Source organism: Clostridium sp. SHJSY1 (assembly GCF_031626875.1).
Classification (GTDB): domain Bacteria; phylum Bacillota; class Clostridia; order Clostridiales; family Clostridiaceae; genus Clostridium.
Genome location: NZ_JANDMF010000074.1, coordinates 1 through 19,999, shown reverse-complemented (window position 1 = coordinate 19,999; position 19,999 = coordinate 1). Strand labels below are relative to the sequence as shown.

General features: G+C 28.1%; 29 protein-coding genes and 1 pseudogene. 24 read left to right on the top strand and 6 right to left on the bottom strand.

Annotated elements, in window-relative coordinates; translation table 11 throughout:
* The first annotated feature begins 288 nt into the window (after window positions 1-288).
* Window positions 289-870, top strand: coding sequence for a helix-turn-helix transcriptional regulator (locus tag NNC19_RS22160; RefSeq protein ID WP_310940877.1), 582 nt, complete (start codon window positions 289-291; stop codon window positions 868-870).
* 75 nt (window positions 871-945) lie between these two features.
* Here the strand turns inward: NNC19_RS22160 and NNC19_RS22155 are convergent, their stop codons facing one another.
* Window positions 946-1,671, bottom strand: coding sequence for a permease (locus tag NNC19_RS22155; RefSeq protein ID WP_310940876.1), 726 nt, complete (start codon window positions 1,669-1,671; stop codon window positions 946-948).
* Window positions 1,668-2,150, bottom strand: a complete 483-nt coding sequence (locus NNC19_RS22150; protein WP_310940875.1) for a permease — start codon at window positions 2,148-2,150, stop codon at window positions 1,668-1,670. The genes NNC19_RS22155 and NNC19_RS22150 overlap by 4 nt, the downstream gene beginning before the upstream one ends.
* A gap of 97 nt (window positions 2,151-2,247) precedes the next feature.
* Here NNC19_RS22150 and NNC19_RS22145 point away from each other — a divergent pair, with 97 nt between their 5' ends.
* The 3 genes and pseudogenes from NNC19_RS22145 to NNC19_RS23550 all read left to right on the top strand — a co-directional run.
* Window positions 2,248-2,919, top strand: coding sequence for a Crp/Fnr family transcriptional regulator (locus NNC19_RS22145; RefSeq protein ID WP_310940874.1), 672 nt, complete (start codon window positions 2,248-2,250; stop codon window positions 2,917-2,919).
* A gap of 101 nt (window positions 2,920-3,020) precedes the next feature.
* Window positions 3,021-3,503: a DUF2975 domain-containing protein gene (locus NNC19_RS22140; RefSeq protein WP_396136475.1), complete on the top strand. Its 483-nt coding sequence runs from the start codon at window positions 3,021-3,023 to the stop codon at window positions 3,501-3,503.
* Window positions 3,504-3,506: 3 nt separating this feature from the next.
* Window positions 3,507-3,662, top strand: a pseudogene (locus NNC19_RS23550) (cell filamentation protein Fic); the annotation flags it as partial.
* Window positions 3,663-3,782: 120 nt separating this feature from the next.
* Here the strand turns inward: NNC19_RS23550 and NNC19_RS22135 are convergent.
* Window positions 3,783-3,908 (bottom strand): hypothetical protein, encoded by a 126-nt coding sequence (locus tag NNC19_RS22135; RefSeq protein ID WP_310940873.1) that lies wholly within the window; start codon window positions 3,906-3,908, stop codon window positions 3,783-3,785.
* Window positions 3,909-3,965: 57 nt separating this feature from the next.
* Between NNC19_RS22135 and NNC19_RS22130 the strand changes: the two genes are divergently transcribed.
* From NNC19_RS22130 to NNC19_RS22065, 14 genes are all read left to right on the top strand, one after another.
* The gene (locus NNC19_RS22130) at window positions 3,966-4,430 is read left to right on the top strand and encodes a DUF6790 family protein (RefSeq protein WP_310940872.1); all 465 of its coding nucleotides are present in this window, start codon (window positions 3,966-3,968) and stop codon (window positions 4,428-4,430) included.
* A gap of 231 nt (window positions 4,431-4,661) precedes the next feature.
* The gene (locus tag NNC19_RS22125; protein ID WP_310940871.1) at window positions 4,662-5,219 is read left to right on the top strand and encodes a 2-dehydropantoate 2-reductase N-terminal domain-containing protein; all 558 of its coding nucleotides are present in this window, start codon (window positions 4,662-4,664) and stop codon (window positions 5,217-5,219) included.
* 195 nt (window positions 5,220-5,414) lie between these two features.
* Window positions 5,415-5,873, top strand: a complete 459-nt coding sequence (locus NNC19_RS22120; RefSeq protein ID WP_396136474.1) for a hypothetical protein — start codon at window positions 5,415-5,417, stop codon at window positions 5,871-5,873.
* A gap of 25 nt (window positions 5,874-5,898) precedes the next feature.
* Entirely contained in the window at window positions 5,899-6,075 is a 177-nt protein-coding gene (locus NNC19_RS22115; RefSeq protein WP_310940869.1) for a hypothetical protein, read from the top strand.
* Window positions 6,059-6,412: a TIGR04076 family protein gene (locus tag NNC19_RS22110; protein WP_310940868.1), complete on the top strand. Its 354-nt coding sequence runs from the start codon at window positions 6,059-6,061 to the stop codon at window positions 6,410-6,412. The genes NNC19_RS22115 and NNC19_RS22110 overlap by 17 nt, the downstream gene beginning before the upstream one ends.
* A 79-nt stretch (window positions 6,413-6,491) precedes the next feature.
* Complete coding sequence (locus NNC19_RS22105) at window positions 6,492-7,244, top strand: GNAT family N-acetyltransferase (RefSeq protein ID WP_310940867.1); 753 nt, start codon at window positions 6,492-6,494, stop codon at window positions 7,242-7,244.
* Window positions 7,245-7,390: 146 nt separating this feature from the next.
* Window positions 7,391-7,618, top strand: coding sequence for a hypothetical protein (locus NNC19_RS22100; protein ID WP_310940866.1), 228 nt, complete (start codon window positions 7,391-7,393; stop codon window positions 7,616-7,618).
* Between the two features lie 53 nt (window positions 7,619-7,671).
* A complete protein-coding gene (locus tag NNC19_RS22095) occupies window positions 7,672-8,511 on the top strand; it encodes a thymidylate kinase (protein WP_310940865.1) in 840 nt (279 codons plus the stop codon).
* A gap of 64 nt (window positions 8,512-8,575) precedes the next feature.
* Window positions 8,576-9,091 (top strand): GNAT family N-acetyltransferase, encoded by a 516-nt coding sequence (locus NNC19_RS22090; protein ID WP_310940864.1) that lies wholly within the window; start codon window positions 8,576-8,578, stop codon window positions 9,089-9,091.
* A gap of 24 nt (window positions 9,092-9,115) precedes the next feature.
* On the top strand, window positions 9,116-9,826 hold the full coding sequence (locus NNC19_RS22085; protein WP_310940863.1) for a flavodoxin family protein: 711 nt from the start codon (window positions 9,116-9,118) through the stop codon (window positions 9,824-9,826).
* A gap of 1 nt (window position 9,827) precedes the next feature.
* Window positions 9,828-10,604, top strand: coding sequence for an SDR family NAD(P)-dependent oxidoreductase (locus NNC19_RS22080; protein WP_310940862.1), 777 nt, complete (start codon window positions 9,828-9,830; stop codon window positions 10,602-10,604).
* 278 nt (window positions 10,605-10,882) lie between these two features.
* On the top strand, window positions 10,883-11,068 hold the full coding sequence (locus tag NNC19_RS22075; protein WP_310940861.1) for a hypothetical protein: 186 nt from the start codon (window positions 10,883-10,885) through the stop codon (window positions 11,066-11,068).
* A gap of 3 nt (window positions 11,069-11,071) precedes the next feature.
* Window positions 11,072-11,350, top strand: a complete 279-nt coding sequence (locus NNC19_RS22070; protein ID WP_310940860.1) for a DUF3795 domain-containing protein — start codon at window positions 11,072-11,074, stop codon at window positions 11,348-11,350.
* Between the two features lie 59 nt (window positions 11,351-11,409).
* Window positions 11,410-12,195: a hypothetical protein gene (locus NNC19_RS22065; protein WP_310940859.1), complete on the top strand. Its 786-nt coding sequence runs from the start codon at window positions 11,410-11,412 to the stop codon at window positions 12,193-12,195.
* Between the two features lie 262 nt (window positions 12,196-12,457).
* Here the strand turns inward: NNC19_RS22065 and NNC19_RS22060 are convergent, their stop codons facing one another.
* The 3 genes from NNC19_RS22060 to NNC19_RS22050 all read right to left on the bottom strand — a co-directional run bounded on the left by NNC19_RS22060 (window position 12,458) and on the right by NNC19_RS22050 (window position 14,136).
* Complete coding sequence (locus NNC19_RS22060; RefSeq protein ID WP_310940858.1) at window positions 12,458-12,703, bottom strand: TIGR03905 family TSCPD domain-containing protein; 246 nt, start codon at window positions 12,701-12,703, stop codon at window positions 12,458-12,460.
* Window positions 12,704-12,982: 279 nt separating this feature from the next.
* Window positions 12,983-13,633 (bottom strand): Crp/Fnr family transcriptional regulator, encoded by a 651-nt coding sequence (locus NNC19_RS22055; RefSeq protein WP_310940857.1) that lies wholly within the window; start codon window positions 13,631-13,633, stop codon window positions 12,983-12,985.
* Window positions 13,634-13,878: 245 nt separating this feature from the next.
* Window positions 13,879-14,136 (bottom strand): hypothetical protein, encoded by a 258-nt coding sequence (locus NNC19_RS22050; protein ID WP_310940856.1) that lies wholly within the window; start codon window positions 14,134-14,136, stop codon window positions 13,879-13,881.
* 355 nt (window positions 14,137-14,491) lie between these two features.
* On the opposite strand from NNC19_RS22050, the gene NNC19_RS22045 reads away from it, so the two are divergent.
* From NNC19_RS22045 to NNC19_RS22020, 6 genes are all read left to right on the top strand, one after another.
* Window positions 14,492-15,115 (top strand): DUF5105 domain-containing protein, encoded by a 624-nt coding sequence (locus NNC19_RS22045; RefSeq protein WP_310940855.1) that lies wholly within the window; start codon window positions 14,492-14,494, stop codon window positions 15,113-15,115.
* Between the two features lie 96 nt (window positions 15,116-15,211).
* Window positions 15,212-15,889: a cytochrome c biogenesis protein CcdA gene (locus NNC19_RS22040; protein ID WP_310940854.1), complete on the top strand. Its 678-nt coding sequence runs from the start codon at window positions 15,212-15,214 to the stop codon at window positions 15,887-15,889.
* Between the two features lie 8 nt (window positions 15,890-15,897).
* A complete protein-coding gene (locus NNC19_RS22035) occupies window positions 15,898-16,506 on the top strand; it encodes a TlpA disulfide reductase family protein (protein ID WP_310940853.1) in 609 nt (202 codons plus the stop codon).
* A 297-nt stretch (window positions 16,507-16,803) separates the two neighbouring features.
* The gene (locus NNC19_RS22030; protein ID WP_310940852.1) at window positions 16,804-17,871 is read left to right on the top strand and encodes a hypothetical protein; all 1,068 of its coding nucleotides are present in this window, start codon (window positions 16,804-16,806) and stop codon (window positions 17,869-17,871) included.
* Between the two features lie 30 nt (window positions 17,872-17,901).
* On the top strand, window positions 17,902-18,900 hold the full coding sequence (locus NNC19_RS22025) for a pectinesterase family protein (protein WP_310940851.1): 999 nt from the start codon (window positions 17,902-17,904) through the stop codon (window positions 18,898-18,900).
* A gap of 373 nt (window positions 18,901-19,273) precedes the next feature.
* Window positions 19,274-19,888 carry a manganese efflux pump gene (locus NNC19_RS22020; protein WP_310940850.1) on the top strand — a complete coding sequence of 205 codons (615 nt, stop codon included), beginning with the start codon at window positions 19,274-19,276 and terminating at the stop codon, window positions 19,886-19,888.
* Window positions 19,889-19,999 lie beyond the last annotated feature (111 nt).

The window sequence follows — 19,999 nt, the reverse complement described above, 5'->3', positions numbered from 1 at the left end:
CAGCAAATTAATTTATACAACAAAATGTGAAGTTTGTCTCTATTTTTTTATAAAATTTTTTAACTGTAAATATATGTCATGATATTTTCTCAACTATAGTATATATATTGATAAAGTAGAAATTGATAGACGAAAGATTTATGTTAGACATATTTTATAGCATAAATCTTTTGCTACGATACGTTGCATTAAGGAAAACAACAGTTTCTTGTACTTTTGAGTCTCATAGGCTACTGTGAAATTACTACAATGAGTTTATGTAGAAATCAGAATATGGAGGTAATAATTATGACATTAGGAGAAAAATTAAAAGAAGCAAGAAAAGGAGTTGGATTGTCCCAAGAACAATTAGCAGAAAAATTATGTGTATCTAGACAAGCGGTTACTAAATGGGAATCTGATAAAGGAATGCCTGATATAGGGAATCTAAAAGCAATCGCAACTTTCCTTAATACAAGTATTGATTATTTGCTAGACAATGATAGTAATATAGATAAATTAGTAATTAAAGAGTCAATCAATTTGGATGACTTTGTAAAAAGTGGACGTTGTAGATGCAAGCAAGATGCAGTGGTATTAAATAAATTTAATGATGCAAACTTTATTTATCCACTTATGCGTAAAAAGAAGTTAACTCCTATTGAGAATGTTTTGGACTTTATTACGCAACCTGGAATTTTTGAGTTAGCATATCAGCTAAAAGACCGCAATGAGTATTATTTGATTGAAAAAGAAAATCAACAATATTTTGTGTCTGTATCAAAAGAATTTATTGAGACAAGACAGTTAAGTAGTAGAGTGGATCCAAAGAAATTTGTGGTTGGAGATATTGAATATAAAAGAGCACCATACAAACTTTTAAAAGAATAATTATAAAAAATAGTGTAAAAATAAGAATTTACAATAGTAGTTTCAGTAGCTTAAGCTACTGAAACTAAAAAAGTTTTAAGTATATCTAATGGCTTTTGCAGGACATTTATCAATAGCAAATTTTATTTTATCATTTTTTTCAGTCTTTAATATCATGTTAATCGTCTTTGCTTTCCTATTTTGTATTATAAAATGTTCTGGTGCTATTTTTGTGCACAATCCGCAACCAAGGCAGAAATTTTGGTCTACACTTAATATAGTATCTTCTTTGTTTGAGATATCTTCCATAGGGATATCATCTTTTTTAACAATTTTTGATGTAATAATTGCCATTAATATAATTGATATTGTGGTTAATACCCATCTAAGAGCCATAAATTTGGGACCTAAAAATTTTGCTTCATTAGCAAGCATTGGAATCTTAATTACTGCCCAAGCACTTAAAATAATTATAATATTAGCTAAGCTTGCTCCTTTTTTTATAAGCATCTTACAAACTGGAAATGCTGCATAAATAGGACCTGCTGAAAAACTACCTAATAAAAAAGAAAATATAAAACCTTTAGCTCCAGAATCTTCACCTAAAGCATTTTCGATTGTTTTTTTAGGAACCCAAGCTTCTATAAGAGAAGTCAATAAAAGTATTACAGGCATTATTGTAAGCATTTCTTTTACATAATATAAACTGTTATTAAAGGATTTTATACCTGTATCAGGCATAAATATTAATAGAAACACATATAGGAAAATTACAAAGGTTAAAAACATGTTATTCTTAATATTCTTGATTACTGTATTCATATTATTCCTCCCATTAAAAGCGCTATAATAACTGCAAATCCAAAACTTAATAAATTTCTAGTTAATGCAAATTTAAATCCAAACTCTCTTCTTTCAAGTGGGAAGGTAACAATTCCGACCATAGTGAGAGTTGTTAAAAATGCCACTACTGGAATTATACTAGCTCCTGCATTTACAAGTGAGCCTACAAGTGGAAAAGCAACAAAAGCTGGTATTAAAGTAATACTTCCTACAAAAGCTCCAACAATAGTTGATAGCAATACATTTGCCCCACCTAAATACTGTTTGATTATATCTGATGGAATAATTGTAAGTAATAAACCTATGAGAAAAAGTATTCCGATAATTTCTCCTATCATATTTCTCATTAATCCACTTGACATTTTAACAGAATTAATGGTTTTATTTTTGTCTTTAATGATAGATATTACAAACCATATAATTGTGATTATCCAAAGACTTAGCGTAAAAATATCCATTGAAATTTCCCCTTTCAGTATCTTTACTCTAAGTATAAGTTGTTTTAAAATTATATTCAGTTACCAAGGTAACTAATTTGAGAAAAGGAGAAATTTTATGTTAGACTTTATTGAAATGCTTAAACATGTAGACTTGTTTAAAGGGCTTACTTCTCAAAATATTGAAAATTTATTTACAAAGGACTCCTATTTTATTAAAGACTATAAGAAGAGCTCAGTAATATATTTTCAAAAGGAAAAGTGTGTAACTTTAGATATAGTTTTAAAAGGTGTGGTTTCTATAGAAGGAATTGATGATAAGGGAAATTATATTGCAATAAGTGATTTCAATGCTGGGGATATGATAGGAGGTAATTTGCTTTTTTGCAACAACAATTTTTATCCCATGACCATTCTAGCAAAAACTGATGTTAATATTATTCATTTAAAGAAAGACTTGATTTTAGAGCTTTGTCAAAGAAACACTACTTTCTTAACTAATTTTCTTGAATTATTGTCAGATAAAACTATGATTTTAGCAGATAGAATAAGAACATTATCTTTTAAGTCACTAAGAAAATCTATAAGTGATTTTTTAATCTATGAAAGTTATGCTCAAAAAAGCAATAAAGTTAAGTTGGCATTAACTAAAAAAAGTTTAGCAGAAAAATTTGGTGTACAAAGAACATCTTTGTCTCGTGAATTAAATAAAATGAGAGAAGATGGAGTAATAGAATATGATGCAAACTCTATTACAATTCTAGATAAAGATTCATTAATGAAATCTTAACCTGGAAAATGGATTCCTTATTTTCATCCCCATAAATTTATTGTAAAACGATAAATAGGGTGCTAAAATTATTTTATTATCAAATTAGTGAGGTGATTTAAATGAATGATAAACAATGGTCAACCACTTTCTTAAAGGTAGTTATTTTTTTCATTGGAATTGTGGTGCTTGCTTTATGTATCTTTTGGTTCCCTGTACTAGCTATTAGAGAACCAAAAGCACATCCAGGTGACTACTCACTATATCCCTTATTAGGATATGCATATGGATTCTGTATTACATTTTCTGTTGCATTGTATCAAGTTTTTAAACTATTAACCTATATTGAAAAGAACAATGCTTTTTCCCAGTTATCACTTAAATCTTTGAAGGTTATAAAGAAATGCGGTTTAACAATCATCATCTTCTTCCTGTTAGGGATAGTAACCTTAAAGGTAATTTCTAAATTCACAGGAGATGACCCAGCAGGTCCTATAGCATTAAGTATAATCAGTATTTTAGCAACAAGTATCATCACAGCTATTGTGGATGTACTTCAAAAATTATTAAAAAATCTTCTAGATACAAAGCCAGAAAATGATTAATTTGCAATGGAACGTAGTCCTATAAAAGACATTGAGATTAAGTACCTTTTGAAACAAGCGTTAACTGATAAAGTCAATGACAGAGAAATTTATATGAAGGGCATTGATACAAGTTATTATTATGAAGGGTATACTATTTATAAGACAGAAGAGTTATAATAGCATAGAATTTACTAAAGATTTATAATTCTTAATGTAAGTTTTTACGTGTTTGGTACAATGAAATCGGCAAGTGTTTTAAGCTTGGCGATTTTTTTAATTATTAGTAAATCTTTATTATCAAGTAACCACATAAGCATTTTCAGATTTAGCACCACTAGATGCATAATATAAGTCTTTAATTTCAACTGCTTCTTTCAATTCCCAATGAGTTAGTACTTCTTTTAATTTTTTATTTGTCATCATAATACATGTCTCCTGACTTAAATTGATTTTATAAGGTTTTGTCACCTTATATTTTTTATGAGATTTTTTATTTTTTGGTTAATAGGAGCAATAGTGGGGATTGTAACAACAATAATTAATTCTGAAATAAGGAGCGCACAATCAATATCTACAAATTTGTTATTTTATCAATTAGTTATAACAGTATCGTTAGCAGGTATTCAAGGCTTTTTAGGACATGTATTTAAATCAGATATGGTAGCAGGATATATAGGATGGGAAAAAGAAAGTCCATTTCAAAAAGAATTAGGATATGCTGAGTTAGGGTATGAAATTTTAGGAATATTGTGCATTTGGATGGGTAAAGATTTTTGGCTAGCAACAATAGTAGCATTTAGCACATTATTTATTGGGGCAACAATAGTGCATATAAAAGAACTGATAAAAAGTAAAAATTTTAAGCCTGGAAATTCTTTTATAATATTAACAGATTTAATTATACCACTATCGTTAATTGTATTATATTTCATATCAATATTATAGAAACTCTAGTAATAAAAAAGCATGTCATATCATAAGTAAATGAAATTTTAGTCTTAGGCATTTAAGTGATTTGTCTAAGGCTATTCTTATAGGCAATAATTGTATTATAAGGGATGGTTTGTATACAATATATGTTATAATAAAATTAGGGAAAAGTTTAAAAAATGGATACAATAGGTACTTTATGAAATGAATCACAAGTGGTGAGTTTATAAAAATGGAGGAGTTATTTTGAAAGTATTAATATATGGGGCTGGTGTCATTGGTAGTATTTTTGCAGGAAAACTTTCACTTGCAGGAAATGCTGTAACTGTCTTAGCACGTGGAAAAAGATTTGAGGAATTAAAGAATGAAGGGATTGTTCTTGTTAATCCTAAGACACAAAAAGTTGAGCAGGCAAATGTCAATGTTATTGATACACTGTCACCAAATGATCAATATTCATACATTATCGTTGTTATGCAAAGAGTACAAGTTGATAATATCCTTTTTGCTTTATCTCAAAATTGTTCAAAGAATATTGTGTTTGTTGTTAATACAGCAAGTGGCTATGAAAAATGGGTAACTGCTGTTGGCAAAGACCGACTTATGCTTGGTTTCCCATCTGCTGGAGGAGAACTTAAAGATGGAAAGGTGTATTATTTTACTGGAAAAGGTATTCAAAGGGCTTTTCAAACTACAACTTTTGGTGAATATAGTGGTGAAAAAACTAGACGTGTAGAGACCTTAATCAAGATTTTTAATCAATCAAAAATCCCATCTATATTCTGCAAAGATATTGATGCATAGCAAAAAACGAGATGATACTGTTGCAACAGGAGTTTGATGAATTAATTGTAAAGAGTGGAATTGATACACCAGCAATTGATAATTTAAGAAAGAACTTATACATTACAATATGAGTATATCCATTACCATAATAAATTTCAATTTTAAGTTTAGTATTATAAATAATAATATGAAAGAAGTGATATAATGCCTCAAATGAATAAAGGAGGAAAGTTCATATTCGGGAAATCTTTAGTGCGTGATGATTTAAGTGTTCATCTTCCCACACAAGCAATTTCAGAGTATGATATAACATCAGAAAAAAAGATATATTTGATTTCTGGAAGTAAAAAAACAGGCGGGTTTGTAGTAACTAGGAAAGGCCTTTTGTATCCTTCAAAAATAGGCAACATATTAAAAGATACTCCAGTATTATGTGAATATGAACTAAAGCAAGGACAATTTATTAAATATAAAGGAAGATTATATTGTTGGGTATATATACATGATAATGGAGTTATTCAATTAACAGATAATATGTTGGAAATTCTTGATATTTCAAAAGGAATGGAACTTTTATCAATTAGAAGTAGTGATATTGCATTCACTATGGGTGCTAAAGGACCACTATTGGAAAAAGCAGATAATTTTGATGGTGATTTAGAAGTATATTAACCAATGCTTATTATAATACCTGAAATTGAAATACAAATTCAAGTTTAGTGAGAAAAGATGGAAATACAGCATTGATTATGAAGATTGTTTTGAGAAATTAGAAAATAAGGAAATTGAAACAGAAATAGTTCAAGAAAATTTATTGATAAATTTTAGTGTTATAAATAGTAATTTGGAGGTTAATCATGAAAAAATGGTATGATGAAGAGTATAAATTTGAAATTGAGGTAATTGGGTTTCTTCACAGTGACCATACAGAACGGTATTGTCGAAACGGCGAGGAAGTGGGGGATAAATATACCTGTACCTATGGCTGTCCCATAAATTCGGATGGCCAGGGTATCTGTTCCAAGGTTATGATGATTATGTTCCCAATCATGGAGGCAGTCAGAAGTGGAGGCGATTTAGAGAACATTGGTGGCAATGATAAATATAGCAAGGATATTGTGTGCCCAGATGGCTGTGTAATGTTCAGGATGACAGCAAAAAAACTTGACAATGAGAATTTCTATAAGGGAAAGTTTTTTGATTACTTCTAATTTTTTAAAATCATGTGGAGTGTTTTTTATAACAACTATTAATGGGGAAGTTCCCTAATAACAAATAGGGGGAGAACTTATGTTTACTAAAAATGAGATGTTAAATATTGCAAAGAAACAGCTATCTTTAGATTTTAGCTGTGAGATTGAAGATTTAGAAAAAATTGAAAATACTGTGGTTGAAAAGCAACATAAAATAGGAAGAAGACTCTATGATAATGATGATTGTTCGCTTAAGATTCTTTGCTTTGGAAGAAGAGCTGTAGTTTCTACTACACCAGAAATTATGATTTGGTTTCAAGAAAAATTAAATAATTATGATGCTAACTGGTTATTTCTATTTCCTGTAATTAGGGATATAGACAAAATGCTTCAAGATTTTGGACATGAGGTAGCTGATATTCATCATTTTTATTTACCATTAGAAGCTTTAGAGGAGGTAGAGCCTATTACAGATATTAGATGGTATAAGCAGGATGATATTATCCAATTTAAAAATGATGATAGATTTGATGAAGCTTTTGCTTTTGATGATAATTATCCAGATGTTTTAGCTGTTGCTGCTTTAAATGGAGATGAGATTATTGGTATGGCAGGGGCAAGCTGTGATTGTGAAGATATGTGGCAGATTGGTATTAATGTTATGGAAGGATACCGTGGAAAAGGGATAGCCACAAATTTAGTTTCTTTATTAAAGAATGAAATTATGAAGAGAGGAAAAATTCCATTTTATAGTACTATTGAGTCTAATATATATTCTCAAGGTGTTGCTATTAAATCAGGATTTATACCAGTGTGGGCAGAATTATACTCTAGAGAAAAAACACTTTGATATCCATTTAAGGGTTGAGTAATATAAATAGTAACTTGAAAAGAAGGTTTCATGGTTAAAGGAGAATATAGAAATGAAAATTGAGACAAATGATTTAATTTTCTTATATCAATGCATTAGCAAAAGCAGGATTTGTAATTGAGGAAATGATTGAAGAATCTGACGATGATATTATTCAATTATATAAAGATAGGGATTTTGCTGAAAAAGCTAAAATGCTTCCTGTAACATTTGTAATCAAAGCAAGAAAATTATATGAATTAAAAAGTTATTTTCATATGGTAGATAAGTGTAATCTGAAATGTGACAGATTACAATTTGTATTTATATATGATTCTAGTGAAGAATGTAAGTACAAACGTTATTTTAAGTAAATTCAAGTAGCAATACTAATTATGTTACTTGAATTGGATAGGAGGATTTTTATATGGAAAATAGGCTTATATTGGTAGAAGGTATACCTAGCGCAGGTAAAACTACTACAGCAAGAAAAATAAAGGAAAAGTTAATGTCACAATGTAAAAATGTAATACTTTATGAAGAAGGAATGTCTCATCCAGCAGATATGGCATGGAATGCTTATCTAAATGAAGAAGAATACAATAACTTTCTATCAAAGTGTTTGGCAATGTGGGAAACTTCTCAAAAGACTATTAGCAGGGAGGAACTAAGTAATAGAATTGAAATTCAAGCTCGTAAGGAAGACAAGCATGTTATCTTAGCTTATACAAAAATAAACTTTCCAGAAGATTGTTATTGGAGTTTGATAGATGAAGTTGCATCAAAAGAAATATATGATGGTAGACGTAGCTTAAAGGAGTTTACAAAAATACACTTAAAGAGATGGGAGAGATTTGCTAAGAAAGCATTATTAGATGATGCTATTTATATTTTTGAATGTGCTTTCCTTCAAAATCACATATTTGAGTTATTAGGTATATATGAAAAAAGTGATGAAGAAATTTTGATATATCTTAATAATTTGTTGAATACAGTAAAGTGCCTAAATCCATGTCTTGTTTATATTGAGCCTGCTGATGTTGAAAAAACAGTAATGAAAGCAGCAGGAGAAAGAAAAGCATTACATAAATCAAGAAAGGATTGGATTGATGAAGTTGCTAATTGGGTTAGTAATATAAGTTATGGTAAAAGCCATGATTTAAAAGGGAAAGAAGGGGTATTTTCTTTTTATAAAGAAAGATTAAGAATAGACAAGCTTATGATTAGAAATTTAGATATTCCAGTAACTATAATCAATAGAAATTAGGTTTGGATAGATAAAATTTCAATTTCGTATGACAGGCTTTAATACAATTTATAGGAGGTAACATATGGTATTAGAAACTCAAAGATTAATTTTAAGAGAAATGACACAATCAGATTTCCCTTCTCTATGTAAAATTTTACAGGATGATGATGTAATGTATGCTTATGAGGGTGCATTTAGCATTGATGAAGTTCAAGTATGGCTTGACAGGCAACTTGAAAGGTATAAAGAATTTGGATTTGGTCTATGGGCAGTTATTTTGAAAGAAACAGGTAAAATGATAGGACAATGTGGATTAACAATGCAAGATTGTAATAACAATAAGTTAATGGAAGTTGGTTATCTTTTTCAAAAAGATTACTGGCATCACGGATATGCAAGTGAGGCTGCAATTGCCTGTAAGGAGTACGCCTTTGATAAACTAAATGCTAAGGAAGTATATTCTATTATTCGAGATACAAATATATCATCACAAAATGTAGCCATACGAAATGGAATGACTTGTATAGATAAGTTTGTTAAGCATTACAAGGAAATTGATATGCCTCATTTTCTATTCTCCGTTAAGAAGATAGTATGAGAAAAATATGGAGATGATTCTAATATGAAGATTATTGTGATAAATGGAACTGAAGTAAAAGGGTGTACCTATAATATTAAAGAAAATTTTTTAGATATTTTGCGTGATGGAAATAAAATAACAGAATTTTATTTACCAAAGGATTTGCCTCACTTTTGCTGTGGGTGTAAAAATTGTTTTTTGAAAGGTGATCAGTTTTGTCCTCATGCAAAGTATGTTATGCCTATCTGGAATTCTATTTTGGATTCTGATTTACTTGTATTTGCTTCTCCTGTTTATGCATTAAGAACTACTTCTCAGATGAAAGCTTTGCTTGATCATTTATGTGTACATTGGATGGTACATAGGCCAGATGAAAAAATGTTTAATAAAAGAGCTGTAATTTTGACAAATGCTGTGGGTATGTTTAATGGTGGAGCACAAAAAGATATTGCAACAAGTCTATCTTGGCTTGGAGTTTCTGATATTAAAAAATTGGGCATAGGATTGCTTGAGGGTGTTATTTGGAATGAACTATCTAATAAGCGTAAAAATATTATTATCAGAAAAACGAAAAATATTGCTAGAAAATATAAAAAAGTGCATATAGCACATAAGGGAATAAAGGTAAGGATTAAATTTGAAATTACTAAAATAATGCATCAGGTTGTTGCTAAAAAAGAAAAAACATTGTCAGTTGACAATCAGCATTGGGTGGATAAAGGGTGGATTAAGATAATTGAGAGAGGAGAATAGGATGGAAAATAGGATGGAAAATAAAATTGCAATTGTTACAGGAGCTAGTGGGGGTATAGGAAAAGAATTTACCAAACTATTGATTAAAGAGGAAGTAGATGAAGTATGGGTTATAGCTAGAAATCAAGAAAAGCTTATAGCTTTAAAGGATGAATTAGGCGATAAAATAATTACTATTTCAAAAGATTTATCCAAAACAGAAGAGTTGATTTCTATAGGTAAAATGTTAGAAGAACAAAAACCAGTTATAGCATTTTTAATTAATAATGCTGGGATTGCAAGAATGGGGAATTATGATGACTTTTCAGTAAAAGAGATTGAAGATACTATTAAAATAAATTGTAGTGCACTTACTATTCTATGTACATTGTGTATTCCATATATGAAAAGGGAAAGTAGAATACTTAACATATCTTCTGCCTCATCTTTTCAACCATTACCATATCTTAATTTATATGCAGCAACAAAGGTATTTGAAAAAACTTATTCTAGAGCGTTGAATGTAGAATTGAAAAAGAAAGGAATTTCAGTAACAGCAGTGTGTCCAAGTTGGGTTGATACAGATTTACTAACAAAAGAGATAAATGGGAAAAAGGTAAAATTCGATGGTATTGTATCAGCAGAAAAGGTTGCAATAAAGGCATTGAGAGATGCAAAGAAAGGAAAGGATATGTCAGTTTGTACATTGTATGTGAAGTACCTGCATATTCTAGTTAAAATACTCCCACAAAAATTAATTATGAATATGTGGGTTAAAAAAATTGAAAAATATATTTAGAAATAATGAAAATACAAAATGCTAAAATTTCATTAATGAACGTACAGAAGAGAGTTTTTATCACAGTTTTTGTGGGATTCCCTTAGCTCTTGCCAGTCTGCCAGTCACAGCTTTTTTGTTATTAGGCATTTATGGAAAAGTTATTTAGCTGATTGTGCCTGGTATCATAATTGGAATAGAACATATAGGTTTACATCTTTAGCACTTGAAGATAAAAAATAAGTATAATCAATTCTAATTTAAATATATGTATTAAAAAATGCGAGGAGGATGAGGGTGTGAAGAAAAAAGAATTACTAGAAAAAATAGCTCCATGTTCTTTAATGTGCCATACTTGTAGCGCTCATGAACATGGAGTGATTTCTGAAACAGCAAAACAATTATTAAAATATACAGAAGGTATGTGTGGTTTTTATGAAAAACATTCTCCAAATGAGCTTAAAGGATTTAAAGTCTTTCAATAAGAGTTGATAAAGTATAGTGAGGGGAAATGTTCAGGATGTCGCAACAGAGAACATCATAGATGTAGTATAGCGGGCTGCTTTATTCTTGATTGCACAAAAGAACATGAGATTGATTATTGTGGTGAATGTACTGAATTTCCTTGTGATAAAACACAGAAAATTTTTGAAGAAGAGGTATATTTGCAATGGTTGGAAGGTAATAAAGAAATTAAAAGTTTGGGAATAGAAGGTTTTTGGGAAAAAAATTGTGAAAGACCACATTATAAAATATATAAAGAATAATAGATAGTTTCGAATTAGAAATTTAGTATCATAAATAGTAATTTTTTTAGGAGGAAGTTATGTTTTTTAAAGAGGTAAAAGACTTATTAAATAAATTAAATAGTGAAAATATTAAAGAATTAAAACCAAGTTTAATAAGAAAAGTTAATGAACTCATTTTAAATTTAAATGATGATACTATATCTGATAGTGAATTAGAATCGCTATCTAACTTTTTGATAGCCAGAGAGGAGTTTAGAAAAGAAGCAAGGAAAGAAAATGCTTTACTTGAAGGATTACTCATAAAAAATTTTATTAAAGCATTTGATGAATTTATAAATGAGATTAATAACAAGGAGTATATTTCAGATGCTATTGAATTAACTAATACTTCTATAAGAAGTATAGGTGGGGTTGCAATCGGTTATAGATTAATGAAAAAATATGCTTCAGCTAAAGAAAATAATAGTGTTCAATATTTGATGGAGTTAAAAGATGAATTCTATAAGCAATTAAAGTCATATAGTAGTAAGGGGATTTATGAGGAACAATTTGTAATATGGGGTCTTATTAATGTTATAAAATTTGAATTAGAAGAAAAATCACAAGAGCATGGAAGGTATGTCATTTCTATGCTTACAGATTATAAAACGAAAAAAATGAAAAGTTTTGAGGAGTTTGAGAGCGAAACACACTTAAATGAATTGAAAGTTAAAATCAAAGGAGAGTATGGAATAGAACTTCAGAAAAGAGTGTATTTATGGGACACATTAACAAGAAAGTTACAAGATCATTACTATTTAGAAAATTTATATGAAGAAGAATCTAACAATTTAGAGAAGTTTCATAAAGAAAAGATTAAGTAGAAATGAAATTAGAAATTTTAAAATTTTGATACATATATCCTAAATTAATAAGTAAGATTACTTTAGTCTTTTCTTTTAATAGTGAGTTAACTAATGAAGAACTTAAATTATATTTAGAAGCATTTTCCTTGTGTTATATATGTTAAAGATAAATTCTAATTCTATATAAAAAAGAGCAAAAAAATCATAGTTTTTTTGCTCTTTTAAAGACTACTTTTTAAATGCAAGTTCATTGCTTGATGGAAGTCTTAATATAATTTTTTTATTTTTCTAATTGTTGCTTTAATGCTTTGGCTAATTGTGCAGGGCAGGAAGTATTTCTTGGTCCACATTTAATTCCCTCAAGTTTATCAATAACATCTTCTATTTTCATACCTTCAACTAATTTACTGATACCTTGAAGATTACCATTACATCCAGATGTAAATTCAACATCTTTTAATATTCCATCTTCAATTATAAATTCGATTTTTTTTGAACATACACCTTCAGTTTTATACTCAATCATAAACATCCTACTTTCTTTTATTGATTTTATTCTTATCTAATTTACATTATAATTGGAGGATATAATCGTATTTGCTAACAAACAGTATGTACACAAACTTTATATCTAACTATAATTACTCAATAATTAATTCTAGTTTGGTTAGTTTGATTTATAGCATCTAATGAAATATTATTCATTACAATCGCCTCCTAATTTCAATTTTTTGAATTGCTATATGAGGATTTTAACACCAGATGCTAAATAAAGATGTAAGGTACCTTACAATTAGTTTAATTTTTATAATTGAATCCATATAATATTTTCGATGCGCTTAATTACACCATCTTTTAAAAGTTTATTTATATTCATAGTAACAGTTTCACGACTTGACCCAATCATGCCAGCTATATCCTTATGGGTAAGTGAAACAGAAATTGGATACCATCCATTATTTTCTTCCTCAAAATTTATAAGTTTCTTAAATAAAAAAACAAGTCGGTTTTCAACAGTACCATAACTAATTTGCTCTAGAGTTTCAATCATATCATGATTTGTTTCAGAAAAATAATTTAATAAAGACATTGCAAGTAATGAATCTTGTTTCACAAGTGTTTTAAATTTTTCATCAGAAATAGAAATAACTTTGACATCTGTCAAAGCTCTTGAAAATATATTATTTTTCTTGTTTGAAAATACATTTGTAAGACCAAGAATGTCTCCACTTGATAATAAGCCTGTAATACATTCTTTGCCATCTATGTAAATATGAAAATTACATATATATCCTTCTTTTATAATGAAAAAACATTTATTTGATTTTTCAGCTGTACAAATAAGCTCTCCCTTTTTAAAAGTAAATTCCTTTTTATCTTTTATTAATGAGTTAAGATAATTTTCAGGAAATAAATTTATAGTATTCTTAAAAAAATTGCTATTAGTATTTAACATTTCTAAATATCCTTTCGATTTGAGTAGGGGTAATATATGTTAAATCCCCATCTATATAGTATAATAATAAAACTTAAGATGTATATAGTATATTACATTTTTAATGATAGGAGTAGATAAATAGTCTATTTAAGGAATTACTAAACTGAGAGGTCTTCTTATTATCATAAATAATTTTATAAAGTAAAACGGTGATTTTGCTTTTTACAAAACCACCGCTAAGTGAATATATTGTTATAAAATTATTATAGACTATAAATTCTTACATCAGGATCTATTGTCCATAAATCTTTTAGTCCAACAAACACATCGTTTTTAAATAAATCACTACTTAAATATGCTTGGGCATTTTCCATGCTGTCAAATCCATGAAGTACTTGAACATCTTCATCACGAATTAAAAGATCTTTAGTTAAAGCACCTTTAATTTCATTTAAAAAAGGTTCACGATAATCGTTATAAACCTTTGCAGCTGCAGAACGATTTTCTGAATTGATTTTCATTTGGAGCACCACTTGTAATTATTGTTTATTCAGATCATAGTCAATCATGGAAGAGATCTAATGATGGTAAGGATTCAGCGAAATTATAGGGAATTATACTTGATTTTAAGTTTAATTCTCTATTTTTTGTATTAGTCTTTTTTACATGTTTTAAAGCATTAGTTTCAAAGCAGATATATCAATTAGAAGAAAAAATCAATAATAGGTATAATAAGTGTAAGCTATATTACATCTTTTTTTTCTTTTAAATAGTAAAATATCCATATAGAAAATATTATAGAAATGAATATAAAGCATGGAAAATAAATAAGAAAAGCTAAAATTTGAATTTTAAGTAGTTTATATGGAGGAATGTATGAAGAAGATAAAAGTAATTGGTGTAGTTATTTTAATATTAGTAATATCAGTATTAATCTTTAGTTTATGGAGAGGATTTAATCATTCACCAGAAGAAAGTGCAAAAATATATTTAGATGTGATTTTTAAAGCAGATAAATCAAATATTAAAAAAATAGGAATTAATGAGGAGGATTATAATGTACTTAGAAAGAAGGAAGAAGATATATTGATGACACAGTTACAAAACTCTTCATTAGCCTGTGTTTTAAGTAATCCAGAAAAATATAAACATATTTTTTTAAACAATATTATGAATGGATTGTCTCAATTAAAATATGAAGTAAAATTAGTATCAACATCTAATGATACTGCAAAAATTACTATTAAAACTAATTATTTTGAATTGCGTGAAATAATTAAAGAAGGGCAAGAAAAAATGTCAGAGAAATCTAAAAATATGATTTCTATGACAAGTGATGAAATGATTAGTGAATCATATAAAATTGTTGAAGAAGAATTTAAAAAAGGTCCAAAGGAAGGAACTGATGCAACTGTTACAGTATGTATGGTTAAAAAAAATAATGTGTGGGTTCCAGATGAGAATTTTACAAGAGATGTATGTGAAATAATTTTGAAATAGTTTAAGTAAGTTTTGTTGTAATATAAGATTAGATAGTTACTTATCTATTAGAGACTATATTATAAATAATTAAAGAATATAGTAAGGAGTGTATGAATGGAATATCTATTATTATTTTTAGAAGGAATAATAACTTTTATATCACCGTGTATTTTACCTATGTTGCCAATTTATGTTTCGTATTTTGCAGGTGAAAATGTTGAAAGTAGTAAGAAAAAATATAATACAATAATAAATGCTTTAGGATTTGTATTAGGATTCACAATGATATTTACATTACTTGGAATATTAGCAGGAACCTTTGGAAGTTTAATAAAAGAGTATAATTATATAGTTAATATTATATGTGGGATAATAATTATTATATTTGGAGTTAATTATATTGGAGTATTTAAAATTCCATTTTTAGAAAGAAGCTTAAAAATAAATGCAAAAATAAAATCACTTGAATTTCTATCATCAATTATATTTGGAATGATTTTTGCAATAGGATGGACACCATGTGTTGGAACATTTTTAGGTACTGCTTTAATGATAGCGGTTAATTCAAAACAAGTTTTTAAAGGGGCTATAATGCTTTTAATATATAGCATTGGACTTGGAGTGCCTTTTGTAATATGTGCTATTTTTATAGATACTGTAAAGGGAACCTTTGATTTTATAAAAAGAAATTACAGGTTAATAAATATAATCTCGGGAATAATACTTGTTGTTACAGGTGTGGCAATGATGACAGGTTATTTAAATAAAATACTTTCAATTTTAACACTTTAGGAGGGCTTATGAAAAACAAAAAATTAATATTAACATTAATATGTTTTGGGGGAATTTTAGCTATTTCTTATTTGGCGTATAACAATTTAAATTCAAGATACAATGAAAGGAAAATAGAAAGTAAAATAGATAATTCACAAAATGAAAAGAAAATAGATAATTCACAAAGTGATAATAAGGTTAGTGATTTAACTAAAAAACAGAAAGAAAAAGATTTTACTGTATATGATGAGAACTCCAACAAAGTAAAATTATCTGATTATGTAGGAAAGCCAGTTGTAGTAAACTTTTGGGCAAGTTGGTGTCCACCATGCAAAAAGGAAATGCCTTACTTTAATGAAGTTATTAAGAAATATGACAAAGACAAAGTTACTTTTTTGATGATAAGTTTAACTGATGGGGAGAGAGAAACAGTAGACACAGCAAAAAAATTCATAAAAGATAATAATTTTAGTATGAATATTCTATTTGATAAAGATATTGATGCAGCAAATAAATATAATCTTTTATACATACCAAGAACTTTATTTATTGATAAAGATGGATATATAGTTGAAGATCATTCAGGAGAAATAACTAAAGAGGAATTAGATAGGCAAGTACAATCAATATTATAACTTTATACTTTCTTTATATAAAAAATTACAGGGATATATTTTAAATACCACTGTAATTTTTTTAGTTTTGTGCTTAATTTATAGATATTTATCTTTTACGAACTATTCTGGCTATTTTAAGGAAAAAATATTTATCTAATTTTTAATTTATGTCAGTATGTCATCATAAGTAGGTTCTTAGCATTGGGTATATATTGTGAAAAAATTAGAGAGGAGGGTATAATGAAAATCCAACAAAAAAAGAAGAATACTTTACTTGTACTGAATCTATTTTGAATTATATGAGGAGGTTATATTATGTTAAAAAAATTAATAAGTATCATAGCTTGTGCAGTTTTACTATCATCACCTTTGAGTACAGTAGTAGCAAATGCACAAACTACTCCAATTTTTCAAGGAGCAGAAGGTTGTGGCGCATTAGCAGGGACAAATATAAAAACAACTGTATATCATGTTAAAAATTTAAATGATTCTGGATCAGGTTCTTTTAGGGATGCAGTTAGTAAGCCAAATCGTACTGTGGTTTTTGATGTTTCTGGTACTATAAATCTTAAATCAGAACTTAGTTTTGCAAGTAATCTTATAATTAATGGACAAACAGCTCCAAATGAAGGAATTACAATTGCAGGCCAATCTTCTTCTTTTTCTAAAGCACAAAATGATGTTATAAGATATGTTCGTTTTCGTCAAGGATTAACTGGTGGCGCTAGAAAATGTTGTTTATATATAGATAATGCTAATAATATTATGGTAGATCATGTTTCTATAGAATCTGGAAGATGGGATAATCTACACATGGAAAATAGTAAAAACGTTACTATTCAATACTCAATTATTGCAGATGGGGTAGCACCACAATATTCTGGTGCTATATTGCAGCAGTGTGATAATTTATCTATTCATCATTGTTTATGGGCTGATAATAGAACTAGGAATCCAAAAGCAAAGTCAAATATTCAATTTGAAAATAATGTGATTTACAACTGGAATGTATGTGGCTTTGTAGGAGGTCATTCATCTGCAAATCACTACCAAGATTTGATAAATAATTATTTTATCTGTGGTCAAAAGTCAAGTGGTAATTTTATAGGGGAATGCACTAGTACAGATCATATATATAATTCTAATAACTATTTCGATGGAAATAAAGATGGAGTATTAAATGGAAGATTGATAACGAATAATGACATTTCAAAGGCACATGCTACAGTTCAAAATGCTCCTTATGTTAAATCTGTTGTTCCAATCACTTTACAAAGTGCAGCTGATGCATATAAGACAGTTATAGCTAGTGCAGGTAATTCATTACATCGTGATAGTTTAGATACCAAAATTATTAATAAAGTAAAATCCTTAGGAAAGTAATATAAAATTTATATGTTAGGGGAGAGCAATTTGAAAAGAAATAATAAACTAATTAAAAAAGTATTATCCATTGGGATAACAATGTTTTTGTTTATGTCTATATTTTATTTTAAAGATGTAAATGTAACTGCTGCAACAAGTAAAACTATCGTAGTAGCAAAGGATGGAAGTGGTAATTTTAAAACAGTGCAAGCTGCGGTTAATTCTATTCCAAAAAATAACAAACAAAGAGTAACCATATATATTAAAAATGGTACTTATAAAGAAAAGGTTAGAATAAGTCAAAATTTAGTATCTTTTAAAGGACAAAGTGAAAAAGGAGTTGTTATTACTTATAATGATCATGTAGATGTTAAGAAAAGTAGTCAATACAATGCAGAAACACCTACAGTAATAGTTTCTGGAAGTAATTTTTGTTCAGAAAACGTTACCTTTGAAAATACTGCAGGCCAAATAGAGAGAGCAAATGCTATAGAAATTACTTCAGATAGAAATGCATTTTTAAATTGTAGAATAATTGGTGGACAAGATACTTTATATTTGAGAGCAAAAGCATATAGAGCTTATTTTGAAAACTGTTATATTGAAGGTGATGTAGATTTCATTTATGGTGCAATGACAGCTGTGTTTGAGAAATGTGAAATAAATTCTAATCATGGAGGATATGTTACAGCACCATCAACAGAACAAACTCAAAAATATGGATTTATGTTTAACGAATGTAAATTTACAGGTGCAGCTCCAAAAGGGTCTGTGTATTTAGGAAGACCATGGAGACCTTATGGAAGTACTGTATTAAAAAATTGTCAGCTAGGAGCTCATATTTCTTCACTTGGATGGAATAACTGGGGAAATGCAGCTAATGAAAAAACTGCAAGATTTATGGAATACAATAGTCAGGGAGCAGGGTGGAATAGATCTAAAAGAGTAAAATGGGGTAAAATATTAGACAATAACACTGTAAAAACACACACAACTGATAATTACTTAAAAGGGTCAGATAATTGGAATTACAAGCAAAGATTATAAAATTTAAAAGGATTAATTTATGATTAAATCAAAATAAAGAAATGGGGTAGCATAAATACTACCTCATTTTTTTGTTAGTGTGCGAGTAATAATTTATTATTACACAGTTATAATAATTAACCAATAACACATTAATTATTCAAAAATCTAATATATTGTTTTTATCCTCTTGAAGCATACATAATGATAATAACTCAAACTAATGCAATAGCTGCCCCAATTAAATCAAATTTATCTGGAAGTACATTATCAACGTTATTTGTAGAATATTAAAATTAGTTTTTAAATTTAGTATTTATAGATTAAAAGAAAATCACAATATAAATTTGTGATTCATATGTTAAATTGTAAATGATTGAGAAGGGAAATATATATGACATTACTTTTATCTGCACTATTATTTAGTTTATCCTCTAATTTAGATAATGTAGTTATTGGAATTGCATATGGAATAAAAAAAATAAGAATACCGATAATTGCAAATCTTGTAATAGCATTTATAACATCTACAGGTACGTTTTTAGCTATGTATCTTGGATTATATATATCGAAATTTTTACCAAACTATATATCAAATATTTTCGGCGCTGGAGCTATTATTATATTGGGGGGATATTTTACAATTCAAAGTATAATAAAAATTATATATACTAAGAAGTCAAAAGATGTTGCATTAAAAGACATTACTGACATGATTGAATATGCTGAAAAATCAGATTTAAATAATTCTGGTGATATAAGCATAAAGGAAGCTATTTTTGTGGCAATTTCACTTACATTTAACAACTTAGGTACTGGAGTAGCTGCAAGTATAACAGGAGTTAGTATTCAGTTTACTGTTATAACCACATTTATTATAAGTATTCTTACAATTATGTTTGGTGAGACTATAGGAAATCATATATTAGGAAATTTTTTAGGTAAATATGCCCCATTAATTTCAGGGATATTGTTAATAACTCTTGGTATTATTGAGCTTATTAATTAAGTATATCTAAAACACATGAACAATATCTAATTAACTATAATAGTGCATTTTAACTTGAATAATTTTACAGTTGAATAGAAAAACAGATTCTTAGGCTATCTTTAATAACTC

Coding starts and splice junctions, on each gene's coding strand:
- NNC19_RS22065 (WP_310940859.1), top strand. CDS start 11,410: ATGTTTTTTAAAGAGGTAAAAGACTTATTAAATAAATTAAATAGTGAA.
- NNC19_RS22095 (WP_310940865.1), top strand. CDS start 7,672: ATGGAAAATAGGCTTATATTGGTAGAAGGTATACCTAGCGCAGGTAAA.
- NNC19_RS22045 (WP_310940855.1), top strand. CDS start 14,492: ATGAAGAAGATAAAAGTAATTGGTGTAGTTATTTTAATATTAGTAATA.
- NNC19_RS22110 (WP_310940868.1), top strand. CDS start 6,059: ATGAAAAAATGGTATGATGAAGAGTATAAATTTGAAATTGAGGTAATT.
- NNC19_RS22090 (WP_310940864.1), top strand. CDS start 8,576: ATGGTATTAGAAACTCAAAGATTAATTTTAAGAGAAATGACACAATCA.
- NNC19_RS22120 (WP_396136474.1), top strand. CDS start 5,415: ATGAATAAAGGAGGAAAGTTCATATTCGGGAAATCTTTAGTGCGTGAT.
- NNC19_RS22150 (WP_310940875.1), bottom strand. CDS start 2,150: ATGGATATTTTTACGCTAAGTCTTTGGATAATCACAATTATATGGTTT.
- NNC19_RS22160 (WP_310940877.1), top strand. CDS start 289: ATGACATTAGGAGAAAAATTAAAAGAAGCAAGAAAAGGAGTTGGATTG.
- NNC19_RS22105 (WP_310940867.1), top strand. CDS start 6,492: ATGTTTACTAAAAATGAGATGTTAAATATTGCAAAGAAACAGCTATCT.
- NNC19_RS22085 (WP_310940863.1), top strand. CDS start 9,116: ATGAAGATTATTGTGATAAATGGAACTGAAGTAAAAGGGTGTACCTAT.
- NNC19_RS22050 (WP_310940856.1), bottom strand. CDS start 14,136: ATGAAAATCAATTCAGAAAATCGTTCTGCAGCTGCAAAGGTTTATAAC.
- NNC19_RS22030 (WP_310940852.1), top strand. CDS start 16,804: ATGTTAAAAAAATTAATAAGTATCATAGCTTGTGCAGTTTTACTATCA.
- NNC19_RS22145 (WP_310940874.1), top strand. CDS start 2,248: ATGTTAGACTTTATTGAAATGCTTAAACATGTAGACTTGTTTAAAGGG.
- NNC19_RS22055 (WP_310940857.1), bottom strand. CDS start 13,633: ATGTTAAATACTAATAGCAATTTTTTTAAGAATACTATAAATTTATTT.
- NNC19_RS22135 (WP_310940873.1), bottom strand. CDS start 3,908: ATGATGACAAATAAAAAATTAAAAGAAGTACTAACTCATTGGGAATTG.
- NNC19_RS22130 (WP_310940872.1), top strand. CDS start 3,966: ATGAGATTTTTTATTTTTTGGTTAATAGGAGCAATAGTGGGGATTGTA.
- NNC19_RS22040 (WP_310940854.1), top strand. CDS start 15,212: ATGGAATATCTATTATTATTTTTAGAAGGAATAATAACTTTTATATCA.
- NNC19_RS22155 (WP_310940876.1), bottom strand. CDS start 1,671: ATGAATACAGTAATCAAGAATATTAAGAATAACATGTTTTTAACCTTT.
- NNC19_RS22080 (WP_310940862.1), top strand. CDS start 9,828: ATGGAAAATAGGATGGAAAATAAAATTGCAATTGTTACAGGAGCTAGT.
- NNC19_RS22140 (WP_396136475.1), top strand. CDS start 3,021: ATGAATGATAAACAATGGTCAACCACTTTCTTAAAGGTAGTTATTTTT.
- NNC19_RS22100 (WP_310940866.1), top strand. CDS start 7,391: ATGATTGAAGAATCTGACGATGATATTATTCAATTATATAAAGATAGG.
- NNC19_RS22060 (WP_310940858.1), bottom strand. CDS start 12,703: ATGATTGAGTATAAAACTGAAGGTGTATGTTCAAAAAAAATCGAATTT.
- NNC19_RS22020 (WP_310940850.1), top strand. CDS start 19,274: ATGACATTACTTTTATCTGCACTATTATTTAGTTTATCCTCTAATTTA.
- NNC19_RS22035 (WP_310940853.1), top strand. CDS start 15,898: ATGAAAAACAAAAAATTAATATTAACATTAATATGTTTTGGGGGAATT.